The sequence below is a fragment of the Bdellovibrio sp. HCB117 genome (assembly GCF_047305915.1).
Taxonomy (GTDB): domain Bacteria; phylum Bdellovibrionota; class Bdellovibrionia; order Bdellovibrionales; family Bdellovibrionaceae; genus Bdellovibrio; species Bdellovibrio bacteriovorus_B.
On record NZ_CP178622.1, the window covers coordinates 400,217 to 415,348 of the forward strand.

14 protein-coding genes are annotated in these 15,132 nt (G+C 44.7%); 6 read left to right on the top strand and 8 right to left on the bottom strand.

What is annotated here, in order from left to right; translation table 11 throughout:
• Positions 1-136: 136 nt before the first annotated feature.
• Positions 137-1,216, bottom strand: a complete 1,080-nt coding sequence (locus ACLWBD_RS01975) for an outer membrane beta-barrel protein (RefSeq protein ID WP_413569353.1) — start codon at positions 1,214-1,216, stop codon at positions 137-139.
• Positions 1,217-1,717: 501 nt separating this feature from the next.
• Between ACLWBD_RS01975 and ACLWBD_RS01980 the strand changes: the two genes are divergently transcribed.
• Positions 1,718-2,836 (top strand): hypothetical protein, encoded by a 1,119-nt coding sequence (locus tag ACLWBD_RS01980; RefSeq protein WP_413569354.1) that lies wholly within the window; start codon positions 1,718-1,720, stop codon positions 2,834-2,836.
• A 67-nt stretch (positions 2,837-2,903) separates the two neighbouring features.
• Here ACLWBD_RS01980 and ACLWBD_RS01985 read toward each other — a convergent pair whose 3' ends face one another.
• Positions 2,904-4,544 carry a methyl-accepting chemotaxis protein gene (locus ACLWBD_RS01985; RefSeq protein ID WP_413569355.1) on the bottom strand — a complete coding sequence of 547 codons (1,641 nt, stop codon included), beginning with the start codon at positions 4,542-4,544 and terminating at the stop codon, positions 2,904-2,906.
• Positions 4,545-4,685: 141 nt separating this feature from the next.
• Positions 4,686-4,865 (bottom strand): hypothetical protein, encoded by a 180-nt coding sequence (locus tag ACLWBD_RS01990; RefSeq protein ID WP_413569356.1) that lies wholly within the window; start codon positions 4,863-4,865, stop codon positions 4,686-4,688.
• Between the two features lie 184 nt (positions 4,866-5,049).
• Here ACLWBD_RS01990 and ACLWBD_RS01995 point away from each other — a divergent pair, with 184 nt between their 5' ends.
• Complete coding sequence (locus tag ACLWBD_RS01995) at positions 5,050-5,889, top strand: EamA family transporter (protein ID WP_216635254.1); 840 nt, start codon at positions 5,050-5,052, stop codon at positions 5,887-5,889.
• A gap of 225 nt (positions 5,890-6,114) precedes the next feature.
• The gene (locus ACLWBD_RS02000) at positions 6,115-6,585 is read left to right on the top strand and encodes a hypothetical protein (RefSeq protein WP_063206206.1); all 471 of its coding nucleotides are present in this window, start codon (positions 6,115-6,117) and stop codon (positions 6,583-6,585) included.
• Positions 6,586-6,732: 147 nt separating this feature from the next.
• On the opposite strand, the gene ACLWBD_RS02005 is transcribed toward ACLWBD_RS02000, so the two are convergent.
• The 5 genes from ACLWBD_RS02005 to ACLWBD_RS02025 are packed head-to-tail and all read right to left on the bottom strand — an operon-like array spanning position 6,733 to position 12,183.
• The gene (locus tag ACLWBD_RS02005) at positions 6,733-7,803 is read right to left on the bottom strand and encodes a hypothetical protein (protein WP_413569357.1); all 1,071 of its coding nucleotides are present in this window, start codon (positions 7,801-7,803) and stop codon (positions 6,733-6,735) included.
• A gap of 21 nt (positions 7,804-7,824) precedes the next feature.
• On the bottom strand, positions 7,825-8,703 hold the full coding sequence (locus ACLWBD_RS02010) for an ABC transporter permease (RefSeq protein ID WP_413569358.1): 879 nt from the start codon (positions 8,701-8,703) through the stop codon (positions 7,825-7,827).
• Positions 8,703-9,734 carry an ABC transporter permease gene (locus ACLWBD_RS02015; RefSeq protein ID WP_413569359.1) on the bottom strand — a complete coding sequence of 344 codons (1,032 nt, stop codon included), beginning with the start codon at positions 9,732-9,734 and terminating at the stop codon, positions 8,703-8,705. Before ACLWBD_RS02015 ends, ACLWBD_RS02010 begins: the two co-directional genes overlap by 1 nt.
• On the bottom strand, positions 9,731-11,200 hold the full coding sequence (locus ACLWBD_RS02020) for an ABC transporter ATP-binding protein (protein ID WP_413570702.1): 1,470 nt from the start codon (positions 11,198-11,200) through the stop codon (positions 9,731-9,733). Before ACLWBD_RS02020 ends, ACLWBD_RS02015 begins: the two co-directional genes overlap by 4 nt.
• 2 nt (positions 11,201-11,202) lie before the next feature.
• Entirely contained in the window at positions 11,203-12,183 is a 981-nt protein-coding gene (locus ACLWBD_RS02025; protein WP_413570704.1) for a BMP family lipoprotein, read from the bottom strand.
• 263 nt (positions 12,184-12,446) lie between these two features.
• Between ACLWBD_RS02025 and ACLWBD_RS02030 the strand changes: the two genes are divergently transcribed.
• From ACLWBD_RS02030 to ACLWBD_RS02040, 3 genes are all read left to right on the top strand, one after another.
• Positions 12,447-13,163, top strand: a complete 717-nt coding sequence (locus tag ACLWBD_RS02030) for a Crp/Fnr family transcriptional regulator (RefSeq protein WP_041871249.1) — start codon at positions 12,447-12,449, stop codon at positions 13,161-13,163.
• Between the two features lie 161 nt (positions 13,164-13,324).
• Positions 13,325-14,035: a tRNA (N6-threonylcarbamoyladenosine(37)-N6)-methyltransferase TrmO gene (gene tsaA / locus ACLWBD_RS02035; RefSeq protein ID WP_413569360.1), complete on the top strand. Its 711-nt coding sequence runs from the start codon at positions 13,325-13,327 to the stop codon at positions 14,033-14,035.
• A 74-nt stretch (positions 14,036-14,109) separates the two neighbouring features.
• Positions 14,110-15,084, top strand: coding sequence for an isopenicillin N synthase family dioxygenase (locus ACLWBD_RS02040; protein WP_413570706.1), 975 nt, complete (start codon positions 14,110-14,112; stop codon positions 15,082-15,084).
• Positions 15,085-15,132 lie beyond the last annotated feature (48 nt).

Here is a 15,132-nt window from a genome sequence, read left to right on the forward strand (position 1 = left end):
CACAAGTTCCCGATCGGAAAAGGAGTTTCTTGTTTGTCTTTCGTTCTTGTCGCAGGACCTTCCGAAGACGCTCAAGAGGGAAAGAAAGAATAAAAAAAGGGTCTCTTGCGAGACCCTTTTTGTTGCAAAAGCTCTTTTAGAAGCTTGCAATCGCGCCCAGCGTGATCATGCTGGCGTCTTTTTTGCTGTTGGCGTTTCCGTCTTCATCAGCAAAAACATCTTCATCTGCTTGATCCATGCGATATTCCGCATAGACTTTAAAGTTTTCTGTCAAAGCGATCTTATCTGTCACCGTCAAAGAATTCACTTTGTCAGCATTTCCATAAGTAGCAAAAGTAACTGGATCTACAAGTTCATTGGCTCCACGAACCATTTCGTAACGTAATGCCAGGTTATGTTGATTCAAACCATAAGAAAGAACTGCACTTGTTGAATCCGCCCAGTGAGCATGTTCGCCATCTGGAGTGAATGTGCGTGAATCATAAGTAATAGCTAAAGAGAAATTGTCTGCGAACTTATAAGCGGCCCAAACGCTGGAAGCCGATTTTTCAACTTTCGCTGTCGCTCCAGAGTCTGTTCCCAAGTAGTAGCCACCGAACCAAGTAAAGTTGCCAAGAACACCTGTTGCTGAAAGCTCTGTCGTTTTAGTTGGCGTGTAATCATCACCCCAAGCGCTGTAAGTAGATTGATTGTATGTAGAAAGAGTCGCCGTCAACCAGTCACCTGCGATATAGCGAAGACGCAATCCTTCACCGTATCCCGGAACGATGGATTGATATGCGATCGTATTATTATAAGTCGAGTTCTCAGACTTTAATAAGGACTCATAACCCATTGTAGTTAGGAAACGACCAAAACCGATGTGAAACTGAGAGGTCACTTTATAATAAGCTTCGATTTGATCCAAAGTGCCCAAGTTGTAAGTTGTTTTACCTTCAGCAGGAGTCGTTGTTGTAACTACCGCAGTTGGTACATAAGCAAGTCGAGCCAAGAAGTTGATTTGATCCGTTTCTTTTTTAAGAAGGATCTGAGCCGAGTTAAGACGGTAAGTTTCATTCGTTGCTGCACCCGTGTTTGGGATGCCGTTGTCCTTTGTAGACAAAAAATTATAATCAAATGCCACTTCACCGTTTACAGTGATTCCGGCAACGTCTGCAGCGTGTGCATTTGCACTCGCAATCAAGCATCCCAACATGACGACTCTCAAAAGTTTCACATGAACTCCTTTATATAGGTTCTGAGTATTTCAGTGCTGAAAAGGATATGACCTAGGTCCAGTTTCTGTAACGTAAAAAAATATAAACTAGACCATGATCTAGTGCGCCAACTCTAAATTGAAATTTCGCGTCAAATGTCCAAATCCGGTATTTAAATTGGACCAAGAAACGGTAGCAGAATCGCATCACTAAAAATTTTTCGGGGAAATTTTCGAACACTCTTCCTTGCGATGAAATCCACAACTGTTGCGGATTTCATCGAAATAAAAAGTTTGAAAAAGTCGCATCAAAAAAAAGAAAAAGGAAAGAGCACGACCTGTGGATTTGAAACAACATCCTCAATCTTCTTCGTGAATATTTCGGGGATGAGGAAAGGCTCGTAAAATTTTTGTTGTTGATCTTGGACTAGCTCATCATTAGCATTTTTTATGTAAACGGTTACAACTTTTAATGGATTTAAAAGAGTTCAAAAGATTGCAACGAAACGAAAGGATGCAACAATGAAAAAACTTTTAGTAATGGCAGCTGTGACAGTTGCGGCTACTAACGCGTTCGCGGGTATCAAACTCGTAGTACGTTCAGACTACCAATACACTAGCACTTACGAGAACAACGCGGGTGTTGATGTTGAATCTACTTCTGTATTCACTCCAGACGTAGCACGTATGTACTACACTGGCACAGTTGGTGATGCAGTAGTTGACTCTGCTTTCAACCTACGTTCTTTCGACCAAGAAATGGCTGTTGATCCGACTGTTGGTAAGAAAGTAATGACAGTTGATACATTCGTTGAGCACTTGTTCATCACTAAAGCAATGGGCGACTGGTCATTCTCTGGTGGTAAATTGTGGATGAACGTAGGTGGTTTCGAGCGTCGCGCATTCTACGATGGTGACACTTACCTTACTTCATTGGCTAACGGTGGTATCGGCGGCGTGACTGTGGTTGGTGCAACTCCAGTTATCCCAGGTGCAGTTGGTTCAGTTCTTACTCCAGAAAACTCTTCTGGTGTTTCTGCAGCTTACAAAATGGGCGAGAACCACAAAGTTGAAGTACAAATGTACAACCAAGTAAACCGTGACTCTGACTTGTTGACTTCTGCTAACAAACGCCACTCAGTTGGTGTTGCTTACTGGGGTTCATTCGCAGACAAAATGCTTCAAACTTACCTAAGCTACAACTCTGGTGCAGCTGACGTTAAGGGTGGAACTGGTCACGATTTGACTTACATCGGTGCTGGTTTCCGCGTTGCTCCAATGGAAAACTTGAACATCGACCTAGAATATCTATCTAACACAGATAAATATGCTAACTCTGGTGAAAAAGACGAAACTACTTCTACAATCCTAGAAGCTCGTTACAAAATGGGTATGTGGGCTCCTGTATTGAAGTACGAAATGTCTACAGACAAAGTTCAAGGTGAAGACAACTTCAAACGTGATGCTTGGGCTCTTGCTTTGGAAATCACTCCAAAAGCTGAAGATGCTTTCCGTTACCACGTAGCTTACACGTCTATCAAAGACAAAGACTTCGGCGCTGCATACGTAGCGGGTGACGACGAAACTACTAAAAACATGGTAGTAGTTGGTTTCAAATACGTTGGCGACATCGTTAAGTAATTGAAGCTTCACTCATGTGAAACTAAAAAGCCCAGGGAAACCTGGGCTTTTTTTATTTGCGAATCCTCTAGAACCCGTCGGTTGTTCCAACCTTAGCTCTGGGTTCATCCTCATTATCAAATGGAATCACCTCTGCGGCCTCTGTTGGCTTCGCTGCTTTTTGCGGTGGTTTGAACTTAATTACCTTTGAGCCTGCAGCTTGAGGAGCTGGCTTCTGTTTCTTCGCGTCCGCTTTGACTTCGGAAGGGCCCGTAACTTCTGTCTGACCCGTGACGTAGCCATTCAGGTCTTTCACTAATAACTGCATCTGATTGGATTGCGACGAAATTTCTTCTGCCGTCGATGCAATTTCTTCAGAGGAAGCTGCATTTGACTGTGAGCCCTGATCCAACTGGTTCATGGCTTTATTAATTTGCTGAATGCCGGTTGTTTGCTCAGAACTTGCTGCCGAGATCTCGTTATTCAGGTCAGACACCTTCTTGATTGAAGTGACGATATTATTTAAGACTGCTCCCGAGCGATCAGCGATCTCGGTCCCGTTTTCAATTTTTTCGACCGAGTCCTTAATAAGACTTGTGATGTCTTTTGCTGCGGAAGCCGATCTTTGCGCCAAAGTACGAACGGCATCAGCGACTACGGCAAAGCCCTTACCTTGTTCTCCCGCGCGAGCCGCTTCGACAGCAGCGTTCAAAGCCAACAAGTTTGTTTGGAAGGCAATGTCGTCGATAACATTGATGATCTCTTCAATTTTTTTAGAAGATTGAGATATATCATGCATTGAAGTTACTAGATTTTTGATCTCACGCTCACCATCTTCGGCGGCGGTACGAGATGTTACTGCAAGGCTTGCAGCCTGTTTTGCATTGTCCGAATTCAACTTCACCATGGAAGTCATTTCTTCCAAAGAAGCAACGGTTTCTTCTAGTGAGGCGGCCGAAGATGTTGAAGCTTGTGATAGACTTTGTCCGGCAAGCGACAATTGATTAATAGCTTGGTTTACTTGAGTGCCTGCATCTGAAAGTTTGTTCACGACCATGCTTACGCGTTTGCTTAAGGCGCTGGCCACGAATAATAAGATACCAAACACCAACACCGCCGAGACGCAGCCGATAATTGCGAGCAAGGTTAAAGCCTTCTTTGTCTCAGCTTTTTGAAATTCGTTTTTTTCTTTGGCCATCTTTTCATAGAGGCTGATGATCTCGCCCGCCGTCTTTTTGATCGTAGTCGAATGAGCTAGATAAGGACCGCCCGTCATCATTTCGCGCGCTTTAAGAAGTTCTTCGTCGGTGCCCGTATCAAGAATCGCGATGAATTTATTAACTTCGGCGATATATTCCGCATTTAAATGCTTCATGTTGGCATAAATCTCTGCTTCGCCAGGTTGAAAACTATTTGCTTCGTATTCTGCGATGGCGTCTTCATATTCTTTTACGGCTATGCGGGCTTTCTTAACATAGTCTCCACGATGTTTTGGGACATCTTTATTAGCCATCGACCCCCAAAGATACTGGCCAATGCGCGCACGAGCTCCTTCAATATCATCCACTGCTTTAAGGTTTGGAATAATATTCACGTAGGCATCATTGAGCAGGCCCCCTAAAGAAGTGAAGCTTGCATAAGAGATGTAGCCAAGAGCGATGAATCCAAAAAGAGGAATCACTGCAGAGAAGAACAACTTACCTTTAATACCACGAAGCCACGATTTCATTTCAACCGACCTGTTTTATGTAATGGGTTTGCTGAGGTGCCCAATTATCTCGGTTAAAAAATGGAAATTCTTAAGGATGTTGGTAGGGGAAACGAAGGAATGGATGTCTTAGAATGAGGCGTTCATATTCCGCCGCAGATATTAGCGAGCACCTGTGTAAGTAGAAGTTGTAGCAGTTTTAACAACTTGAGTTTGAGTTGCAGGAGGATTTGTGTGGCTGAAACGACCACCAAGATCTTTGTGGTCACATTTAGTACCTGCGAAAGAAGAAGCTGCTGACAAAGTGAAGATTGCTGCTGTGATGATTTTTGTGATTGTCATTTTGAACTCCTTCGTAACAAGTTGTATATCTATCCCTAGTGCGAGGAATGTGCCAAAAATTGTGACTTGCTTTGAGAATGCTTGATCGACACTTCAATCACTTAGAAGTTTCGTTTCTCAGAGTGGGATCGCAGTGACAGTCGGTGACCGACATCGCGCGCCACTGTATAAGGAGTAGTCGATCTTGAACTCGCTGTATTCGTCTTTAGGTCTTCTTTTAATCGCCATGTTTTCGATTCAATTCGGAGCATCTTTCGCGAAGCAACTCTTCCCACTGGCGGGTGCGGCCGGAGCAACAGCTTTGCGCGTTTTCATCTCGGCCCTGATACTTTCTGTCGTCGCAAAAATTTGGAAACATAAGATTTCCAAAAAAGAGATTCTTCCCGTCGCCGCGTACGGAATCTCTTTAGGTGCGATGAATCTTCTATTTTATTTTTCGTTAGAACGAATCCCTCTTGGTATCGCTGTCGCCGTCGAGTTCGTGGGACCATTAAGTGTCGCATTGTTCGCTTCGAAAAAATCCTGGGATATTTTATGGGTGGCCTTAGCTGGGGTCGGTATCTATATGTTATTGCCAGTAGCCTCTTCTTCAGAAAGTCTTGATGGACTCGGAGTTTTCTTAGCACTTGCGGCTGGATTTTTCTGGGCACTTTATATTGTCTTCGGAAAAAAGATCTCCAAAGCGACAGGCAGCTTACAGACAACAAGCTGGGGAATGTGGTTCGCCGCCTTAGTCACAGTTCCCGCTGGCTTCATTTTCAACGGAGAACAGATTCTAGACCCCTCACTACTACCAATGGGCCTAGGAATAGCACTTCTTTCAAGCGCGATTCCTTATTCTTTGGAAATGAAAGCAATGACGAACATTCCCACGAAAACATTCGGGATTTTAATGAGCATGGAGCCCGTCGTTGCCATATTCGCTGGATTTGTGATGTTGAATGAGTCTTTAACGCTGACTCAATCTTTTGCTGTTGGCTGTATCATCATCGCATCAGCAGGGAGTACTGCCACGGCAAAATAACCCAAGTTATTATAACTAAGTTAACGTTTGCTCCAATCCTTTGAAAATGAGGCTTTCACGCACTTCCAGTTCAATCGGGATTCTTACTGTTTCAATCTGAGACCCGACTACCGATATAGGGCTCCTGTCGTTTTACTAAACACTGAGAGCCCTGCTATTTCATTTTAACGTGGGTACGGCCTTCGCAATTCTTCGAATTGGATAAAATCCACGAGGAGAGAATTTATGAAAAAGCGTGTTTTGTTGGCAATGGCTGTGATTATGGTTTTGGGTTCTGTTAAAGCGATGGCGGAAGAGGTGGATGACATCTCTTTGATGATCACAGAAGGCAAAATTGCGGCAGCTGAAGCGGCGGCGGCAAGTGACCGTTGTTTGGAATGTGAAATGAATATTCCAGGAAAATTGGATGCTGCCGAACTCAATATGAACTTAATCACGATTGAAACTCAAATCAAAGAAATGGAAAAAATGCAGGACGAAATCAGCGACATGGAGAATACCAACGGCCTGATGAGTGCATTGGGACAAACTATCACTACTGCTGAGGCGGTTCGTAAAGAGATCGATCGTTCAGCTGATTTGGATAAGTCTCGTCAGTTAGTTGGCGAACTTACGAAAACAATCAGAGAATTCAAGGCGCAACTTCCAAGCAACCAAATCCGTGGTTTGAAAGTTCATCACGAATTGTCTTACTAATTCACTTCCCTTCAAAAAAGAAAAAACCCGGTCTTCTCGGCCGGGTTTTTTTCTTTGTCTTTCGGACTGCTTAAAATTTTCAAATCTTAGCTACTATCGCTACCGGTCACCTAGCAGAGTGAAAGGGCTTCGATTTCACCGAGAAATCTATTTCTTCTCTGTAGCAGCTTCCGGAGTGATGTAATCTGGCGCTACGAAGTCCACAGTGAATGGATACTTATACGATTTGTAAGCACCGATCTTCGGGCGACCGGCGCTGATATAGGCTTCGTCCCACAGGTTGGCTAGCAAAACAGCTCCACGGGCCATTTCAGTCACGATTAAAGGTTTCATTTTTTTGAAAGCGACAGAAGCAGGTTCCCTTTCGGCAGCGGTCTTCAGTTCCATGCCTTTTTCTTTTTTAAGCTCGGATTTCTTTTTGATTGGATCTAGTTTCAAGATTTTCGCGATCTCTTTATTGGAAATCACACTTAAAACCTTCATCTTTTCAATCGTGGTCTTTGGTTTCAAGAACTCTGGATTTTTCATTGCACGAGCTTCTTTTAGAACCAAAGCATCTAGGTCCCCATCGAATTCCCCAACCACAGAATCTTCGAAGTAAGCATGAATGCCACCGTGACCTGCGGCATATCCATCGTAGTCAGCGGAAGTATGGAACGGTTGAGAGTTATCACCCACAAAGTGTCCCATCAAACCCATTGATACGATCATTTGATAAGCCAACTTGTTGTAAGGAAGCTCGTTGTTCTGTTCTTCTTTGAAATTTGCAGGAGGAGTCGCTAACGCAAAATCTTTTTGCAGGCCTGCGATAATGCGCATGAACTGATCGGCTCTCCACCAAGAAGAACCGAATTCTTGAGGGATGGATTTAATTGTTGATCCATCATTTTTAAATTTGTTCGGCTTGCCCGTGAAATCGGCCTGCAATTTTTTGAAATCAACAGGGATGTCCTTCACATCAAGACCAATGACTTCAATGTCGATGAAGTGAGTCGGATTTCCAAGTTGATTGGCTTCGCCACCTAAGCTCTTCCAATAAAAGTCAGGCATGTTGCAAAGATGACCCATCATTTGCGGTTTGTTTTTTAAGTACTCTTTTAGTCCTGGCTCTTTCACAAGGAAACTCGCCGCGCGACAGACAGCATCGTGACCACGGCCTCCCCAAGCCAAAGCTTGAGTCGATGTTGCCATCAATAAAACAAGAACAAGACTTTTCATGGAAACCTCTCTTTTAAAAAACTAAAACCCTTCGCGACCCAAAGCCTTCGGAGCACGGCTTTTACCGATGAAACCCGCCAAAGCAATGATAGTCACAAGATAGGGAAGAATTTGAACAAACTGAACAGGAATTTCGGTTTCACCGAAACGCACGCCCTGCAAACGGATCTGAACTGCGTCGGCAAAAGCAAAAAGTAAGCAGGCGGCCAAAGCAGGAAGTGGCTTCCACTTACCAAAGATCAAAGCTGCTAGCGCCATATAGCCGCGACCACTCGTCATCATGGGTGAGTAAGCTGAAGACAAGAATAAAGAAAGACTTGCGCCACCCCACGCGGCGAACATGCCGCTAAAACAAACTGCAGTCCAACGAACTTTACGTACACTTACGCCACTAGCGAGCAAAGCTTCGGGATGTTCGCCAGCAAACAAAAGCCAAAGACCTGAGCGAGATTTGTAAAGCCAAAACGCAACAAGCCCCACCAGAACGAAGGCCATAAGCAAAGGCTCAAAAGTAAAACGATCTTCCACCAACAAAGCCGGCGTCGTGCCCGTTGAGTTATAAAGAATCTTCGTCAGAAACGGAATTACACCCATCGCCAGTAAATTGAACGCCATACCAGTCACGATCTGGTCCGCCTTCAATTCAATAACGAACAATGCATAAAGAGCACCGACTATAAGACCTGCAATCAAGGCCGCGCCCCAACCCAGCCATGCCGAAGCAAAGTATTGTCCGGCAACGGCTCCCGCGAAAGCTCCAAAAAGCATGAAGCCTTCCAATGCGATGTTCACGATTCCAGAGCGTTCACTCATCAAACCACCGGTCGTTGCAAAGATAAGTGGTGTCGCTAATCTTAATGTCGCAAATACCAAAGCTAAAATAAGAGAGAGTGATTCCATTATGACTTCTTCTTACGGTTTTTCTTCAACCATTCCCAGTAAGCTTGTCCAGCTACGCCCAGAATGATGAAGGCTTGAATAATACGAGAAAAATCACGGGTGATCGTGGAGGTTTCTAAATCCAGATCCGAGGCCCCCTTGTGAAGGGCTCCCATCAAGAAAGCGGCCGCAATAATTCCTAAGGGATTGTTATTCGCAAGCAAAGCCACGGCGATTCCAATGAATCCATAGTCAGGAGAAAAACCAATACGATATTGACCGGCACTGCCTAAAACCTCAGACAACGCAACGCAGCCCGCCAAAGCGCCACCCAATGCCATAGCGATCATCCGCATTTTCTTTTCAGAAATTCCCGCGCGATGAGCTGCTTCAGGATTGGAGCCGACCGCCCGCAATTCAAAGCCCCACGTGGTTTTCCAGAGAAATATCCACATCAAGATCGCAAACACAATCGCAAATCCCAAAGAGGCATTCGCTGGAGTATCTGGGAAAAAACGGGCAATCAAATCATAGTCTTTAAACATATAGTTCGCCGACACCATCGCCGTTTCTGGGCTTTGCGAGTTCGGATTCGGAATCACTTTCAATGTGAACCAACTCGCAAGACCAGCGGCGATAAAGTTCAGCATAATCGTAATAATAACTTCGTGACTGCCGCGAACGGCACGCAGCCACCCAGCAATCCAGCCCCAGAAACCTCCGACAAGAAGAGCGGCCATAAAAGCCAAGACGGGAGCTAAGGGAAATGGAACTTGCGGTAGTAAAATACCGACAGCCGCCGCCGTCACCACGGCCATCGTTAACTGACCTTCAGCGCCGATGTTGAATAGTCCTGCATGAAAACAAATCGCAACGGAAAGCCCGCAGAAAATGAGCGGAGTCGTATAGGAAAGAGTCAGACCCAAATCATACATGGAGCCAAAGGCACTGCGCATGAGGATCATAAAGATGGTCCAAGGGTTCTCACCTGCGAAGAATGTCAAAAGCAGGGCGGCCACTAAGCCTATGGCAAATCCAATCAAACGTTTCAATTGCCACATCCCATCGCTTTACCCAAAGCGATTTCATCAAATTGCGCGCGCGTAAATTCTTTCACGAGGCGACCTTTATAAAGAACAACGATGCGGTCTGAAAGCGCCATCAATTCATCCAGCTCGGATGAAATTAAAAGAATTCCAGCCCCTTCATCTCGAGCTTTGCGAAGCTCATTGTGAATGAACTCAATAGCGCCGATGTCAACTCCACGAGTCGGTTGCGCCGCCACAATCACTTGAGGGTTTTGCAACAAAGCACGTGCGACCACGAGCTTTTGTTGATTTCCACCGGACATCTTTTCAAAGGGAAGATGAGCATTGTGCGGGCGGATATCATATTTACCCATGATGTCTTTGGTTCTTTGTAAGATCTCTTTTGTCTTAAGGAAAATTCCCTTAGCAAAAAGCGATGTCTTATGCTGGCCCAAAATGAAATTTTCGTACACGGGGCGCGAAGGCAAAACTCCAAAGCGCAAGCGATCTTCCGGGAAAGAGCCTACGGAACCCAAGGTCGTTACTTTTCCAGTGAAAGATTCCAAAGCGCGCTGATCTAAAAGAGCGCGAATAAGAACATCTTGTCCGTTTCCTTCAACACCGGCAACGCCGACAATTTCACGAGCGTGAACAGAAAGTTGGATGTCTTCAATTCCGTGAGTGCCCAGTCGACCCGAAACGGATTCGAAACGTAAAACCGTTTTAGCAGCTTCAATCACGCTGCTTCTTTCTTGTGGCTTCTGAATGCGGCGGCCGACCATCATTTCGGCAAGCTCTTCGGCATTGGTTTCGCGAGTCCACTTATGACCCACGACGTGGCCCGCGCGGAAAACTGTCACGGAATCAGTCAACGCCATCACTTCTTTGAGCTTGTGAGTGATAATAAGAATAGTTTTACCTTCTTCCCGCAGGCGACGAAGATTGGCAAAAAGATCTTGGACTTCTTGAGGAGTAAGAACTGCCGTCGGCTCATCAAGGATTAAAATCTCGGAGTCTTGAGAAAGAATTTTTAGAATTTCCAGTCGCTGTTGCTCTCCGACAGAAAGATCTTCTACTTTCGCATCGAGGTTGATCTGAAAGCCATAACGATGTGCGATTTCTTCCAGACGATTTTTTTGTTCAGCTCTAGGAAGAAGTGAAAACGCGGAACCTTTTTGTTGTAGGAGAATATTGTCTAAGGCCGTGAAAGGCTCAGCCAACATAAAGTGCTGATGAACCATCCCGATTTTTGCAGCCATGGCATCAATAGGAGACTGAAAGTGAACTTGCTGTCCGTTCACAAAAATATCGCCCTCATCAGGGCGATACATGCCAAAGAGGATTTTCATGGCTGTTGATTTGCCAGCGCCATTTTCGCCAACGATGGCATGGATGGCACCGCGTTCGACAAAGAAAGAGATATCCGTATTGGCGCGGACTTCGCCGAAGGATTTAGAGACTCTTTTAAACTCGAGGGCTGGAACTGACATCACTATTTCTTTTTATAGTAGTCAGGAACAGAAATTTGTCCCGCGATGATTTTCTTTTTGATCTCTTCTACTTTCTTTTTCATATCAGGAGTGATCAGTTTTTCATTGTATTGATCGAGCGTGTAGTCGACACCTTTATTTTTCAGACCATAACGAATGATTCCGGGAGTAAACTTTCCTTCGTTCGTTTCCTTGATTGTGTCATACACGGCCACGTCGACCGCTTTCATCATACTTGTCAAAATCACGCCAGGCTTGATCCAGTTCTGATTTGAATCAACTCCGATCGCCAACTTCTTCTTTTCTTCCGCAGCATCAAAGACACCCGTATTTGATGCCCCCGCAGCCACGAAGATCACATCCGTGCCGGAAGCCATTTGTGAAAGCGCAAGTTCTTTGGCCTTCGCAGGATTGTTCCAAGCTTCGCCCGTAACACCGATATAGTTTTCTGTGATTTTAATTTTTGGATTTACGTATTTCGCGCCCGCGGCATAACCCATGGCGAATCGACGAATTAAAGGAATATCCATTCCTCCCACATATCCAACCGCACCGCTTTTAGATGCCATCGCAGCAAGAGCGCCGACAAGAAACGACCCTTCGTGTTCTTCAAATAACAAAGAGCGCACGTTAGGAAGACTGACTTCAGAATCAACGACAGCAAACTTTACTTGTGGAAATTGGGGAGCCACTTTTTTAACAGGCTCTTTTTGACCGAATCCAATTCCGATCACCAGATCAAAATTTTTACGAGCAAATGAGCGAAGAAGATTTTCAATGGCGTTGGTGTCGGTGGCTTCGACGTACTTCAGTTCAATTTTAAAATCTTTTTCCGCTTTCGTAGCTCCGACGTAAGCAGCAGAGTTAAAAGATTTGTCGTCTTTACCGCCCTTATCTAACACCAAACCGACTTTAAGCGTTTTAGCATGGGAAACTATGTTAAAAGACAAGATTAACAGGGTGGTAAGGATCGTTTTTAACATCATCTGAGCCCCTCAGAATCATCTAACTTGGCTGCGTTTTGGCAGCGATTAAGCGATTGATATCACAAAAAAATCTTAAAATTTATGTGAGGCAGAAGTTAGGAGAGGTGGCAATGTGAGTCAAGTCAAAAGCTTGTTAGCCCCTTAACAGGAGCCCGTTACAAGTAAGTTATGTCGAAATTTCAATTAGGCACTTGTTTAAAGCCAGTTTAGGATCGACCTAAACATTTAACCCAAAGAAGAAAGTGCGGAGGAAATAGAGTATGGAATCTCAGACAATACTCAACGGCGGAGTAAACTCCCTTGGTTTTATGGGCAATCAAAACTTAAACATTCCAAATACTTCAAGCGTTCCATATGAAGTGATTCACTTGAAGGAAGAAGAAATGATTTATAAAGAAGGGGAGCCGGCGAAGGGTCTGTACTATGTGCAATCTGGCTGTGTCAAAGTTGTAGTGAACCGCTCGCATGCACGCGGACGCACAACTACGAACGAGTACGTCACTAAGCTTGTTTCACCAGGTGAATATTTTGGCTACAAAGCACTGGTTAAAGGAGCTCCTGTTCAATCTCATGCGAAGGCTGTTAAATCGACAGTACTGTGGTTGTATCCACGCGAATTGATTCAAGTTGCAATGGCTCAAGCAAGCCCATTGATCAAACTTCTTTTGAATCAAGCAGTGAATGACCTTGAGTCTTTCGAAACAACAAGCCAATTGCATTACTTGGCGTCAGTTCAAGAGCGTATCGCTTACCAGCTTGTGTTGCTTTCTGACAAATTTGGTGTGCAAACTCCAAACGGTATCTCTTTGAACCTAAAATTGACTCGCAACGAGTTCGCTCAGCTTGCTAGTACAATCAACGAGTCATTGTCTCGTCACCTGACTGAGTTTAAAAACGAAGGTCTTATCGATTTGAACGGTAAAGAGATCATCATCAAGAATAAAGAAGGCTTGATGAGAAGATCTGGCAATTTCTAATTTGCCGATTCAGTAAAAACCACAAAAACAAAAAGCCCTGTCACCGTGACCGGGCTTTTTGTTTTTTAAAGCATTGTCTCGCTTGAAAAAATGAATCTCACAGTGCACTTGATTGAAAGTCCTTGACGCAAGGCAATTCGAAAAGTTACTGCCTACTCCACATGATGGAACCTATTGGCTATTTAGAATCCTGTTTTCGAGATAAATTCGGCACTCCCAGACAACCCGGTTTGGTGAAGAAGGCGTGGGCGCGTTTGAAGATTCGCGCGGACTTACAGCCCGAGGAGTCGCTGCAAGGCCTTGAAGGCTTCAGTCATGTGTGGCTTGTGTGGGTTTTTCATCAAAATAAAACCGCTCGTTATCACGCGAAAGTTCATCCTCCTCGTTTGGGAGGAAAAACCATGGGGCTTTTCGCAACCCGCAGTCCTCATCGTCCCAATCCTATTGGACTTTCGCTTGTCGAGTTAATTGCCGTGGAAAAAGACGGCATCGTCGTTTCCGGAGCGGACCTTGTTGATGGCACTCCGATTTTAGATATCAAACCGTATCTTCCCGAAGTCGAAGCCATCCCCGAGGCACGCACGGGGTGGCCGGCGGAAGTGGCTAAAGAACAGATCCATGTAGAATTTACCGAGCACGCCGAAAACGTCATGCGTGATTGGGAAAGTCGCAATCCCGAGAAAGCTCTTCGCGAAATTGTCGTGGGTACGCTGCAATTGGACCCGCGTCCTGTGATTTATCGCGGTTACGAGGAAAAAGAGTCTCCGTATCGCAATGAACATGCAGTTCGTTTGTTCGATGGAGATATTCACTTTAAATTCGAAACACCCACCCTCGTTCGAGTATTAGATATTCTTTTTACGCATAATTAGTTGCTGTTGCCTTTTATTTGCGCACCTTGCTAGATTCGCTATGAACCTAACAACGGAGGAATATCGTGAGAACAATGGAAACGGCTTCTCATTCTGAACAGAGCACTCTTCGTAAAGTTCCGACATTGAGCCTTGCAAGTTATACTAAAGGCACAGATGCAGACCGCGCGAAGTTTATCGACAGTCTTTTTACAGGTCTTAAAGAATATGGATTCATCATTCTTAAAGATCACAACGTGAAAGCTGAAGACCTTCACAAAGCTTACGATATCCTAAAAAGATTCTACTCTCTTCCTACAGACGTAAAAAAATCTTACATCTCTCCGAAAGCGGGCTTCCAACGTGGCTACACGCCATTTGGTCAAGAGCACGCTAAAGATTCTCCCGTGATGGATCTTAAAGAATTCTGGCACGTCGGCCGCGTTCTTGAAGAAGGCAATGCCTTGAAAACTGTTTATCCAGAAAACGTATGGCCTACAGAAATTCCTGAATTCAAAACTCACTTCACAGCACTTTATAATGCGCTTGAAGAAGCGGGTAACGTGATGCTTGAAGCATTGACGATGCCTTTGGAAGTTGAAAAAGACTTCTTCGCAAAAATGACGAAAGATGGAAACTCGATTCTACGTCTTCTTCACTATCCACCAATTCCAGAAGGTGTTGATCCTCGTTGCGTAAGAGCAGCAGCTCATGAGGACATCAACTTCATCACGATTCTTCCAGCAGCCACAGCTTCTGGTTTGCAATTGAAAGATCGCGATGGTCAGTGGTTGGATATTGATTCTGAACCAGACACTTTGATTGTCGACGTGGGTGATATGTTGGCGCGTTTGACGAACGATGTTCTTCCGTCCACAACTCACCGAGTGATCAATCCTCAAGACGGTACAAACCAAAGCCGTTACTCAATGCCGTTCTTTATGCATCCACACCCTGAAGCTATGTTGAGCTGCTTGCCATCTTGTAAAGGGACAGGTGCAAAATACGCTGATATCACTGGTCATGACTTCTTGATGCAGCGTTTGCGCGAGATCGGTCTTATTAAGTAAGACATTTCTTGTCACCAAAACTGAAATCACTTCAAGAAGGGGATCTGT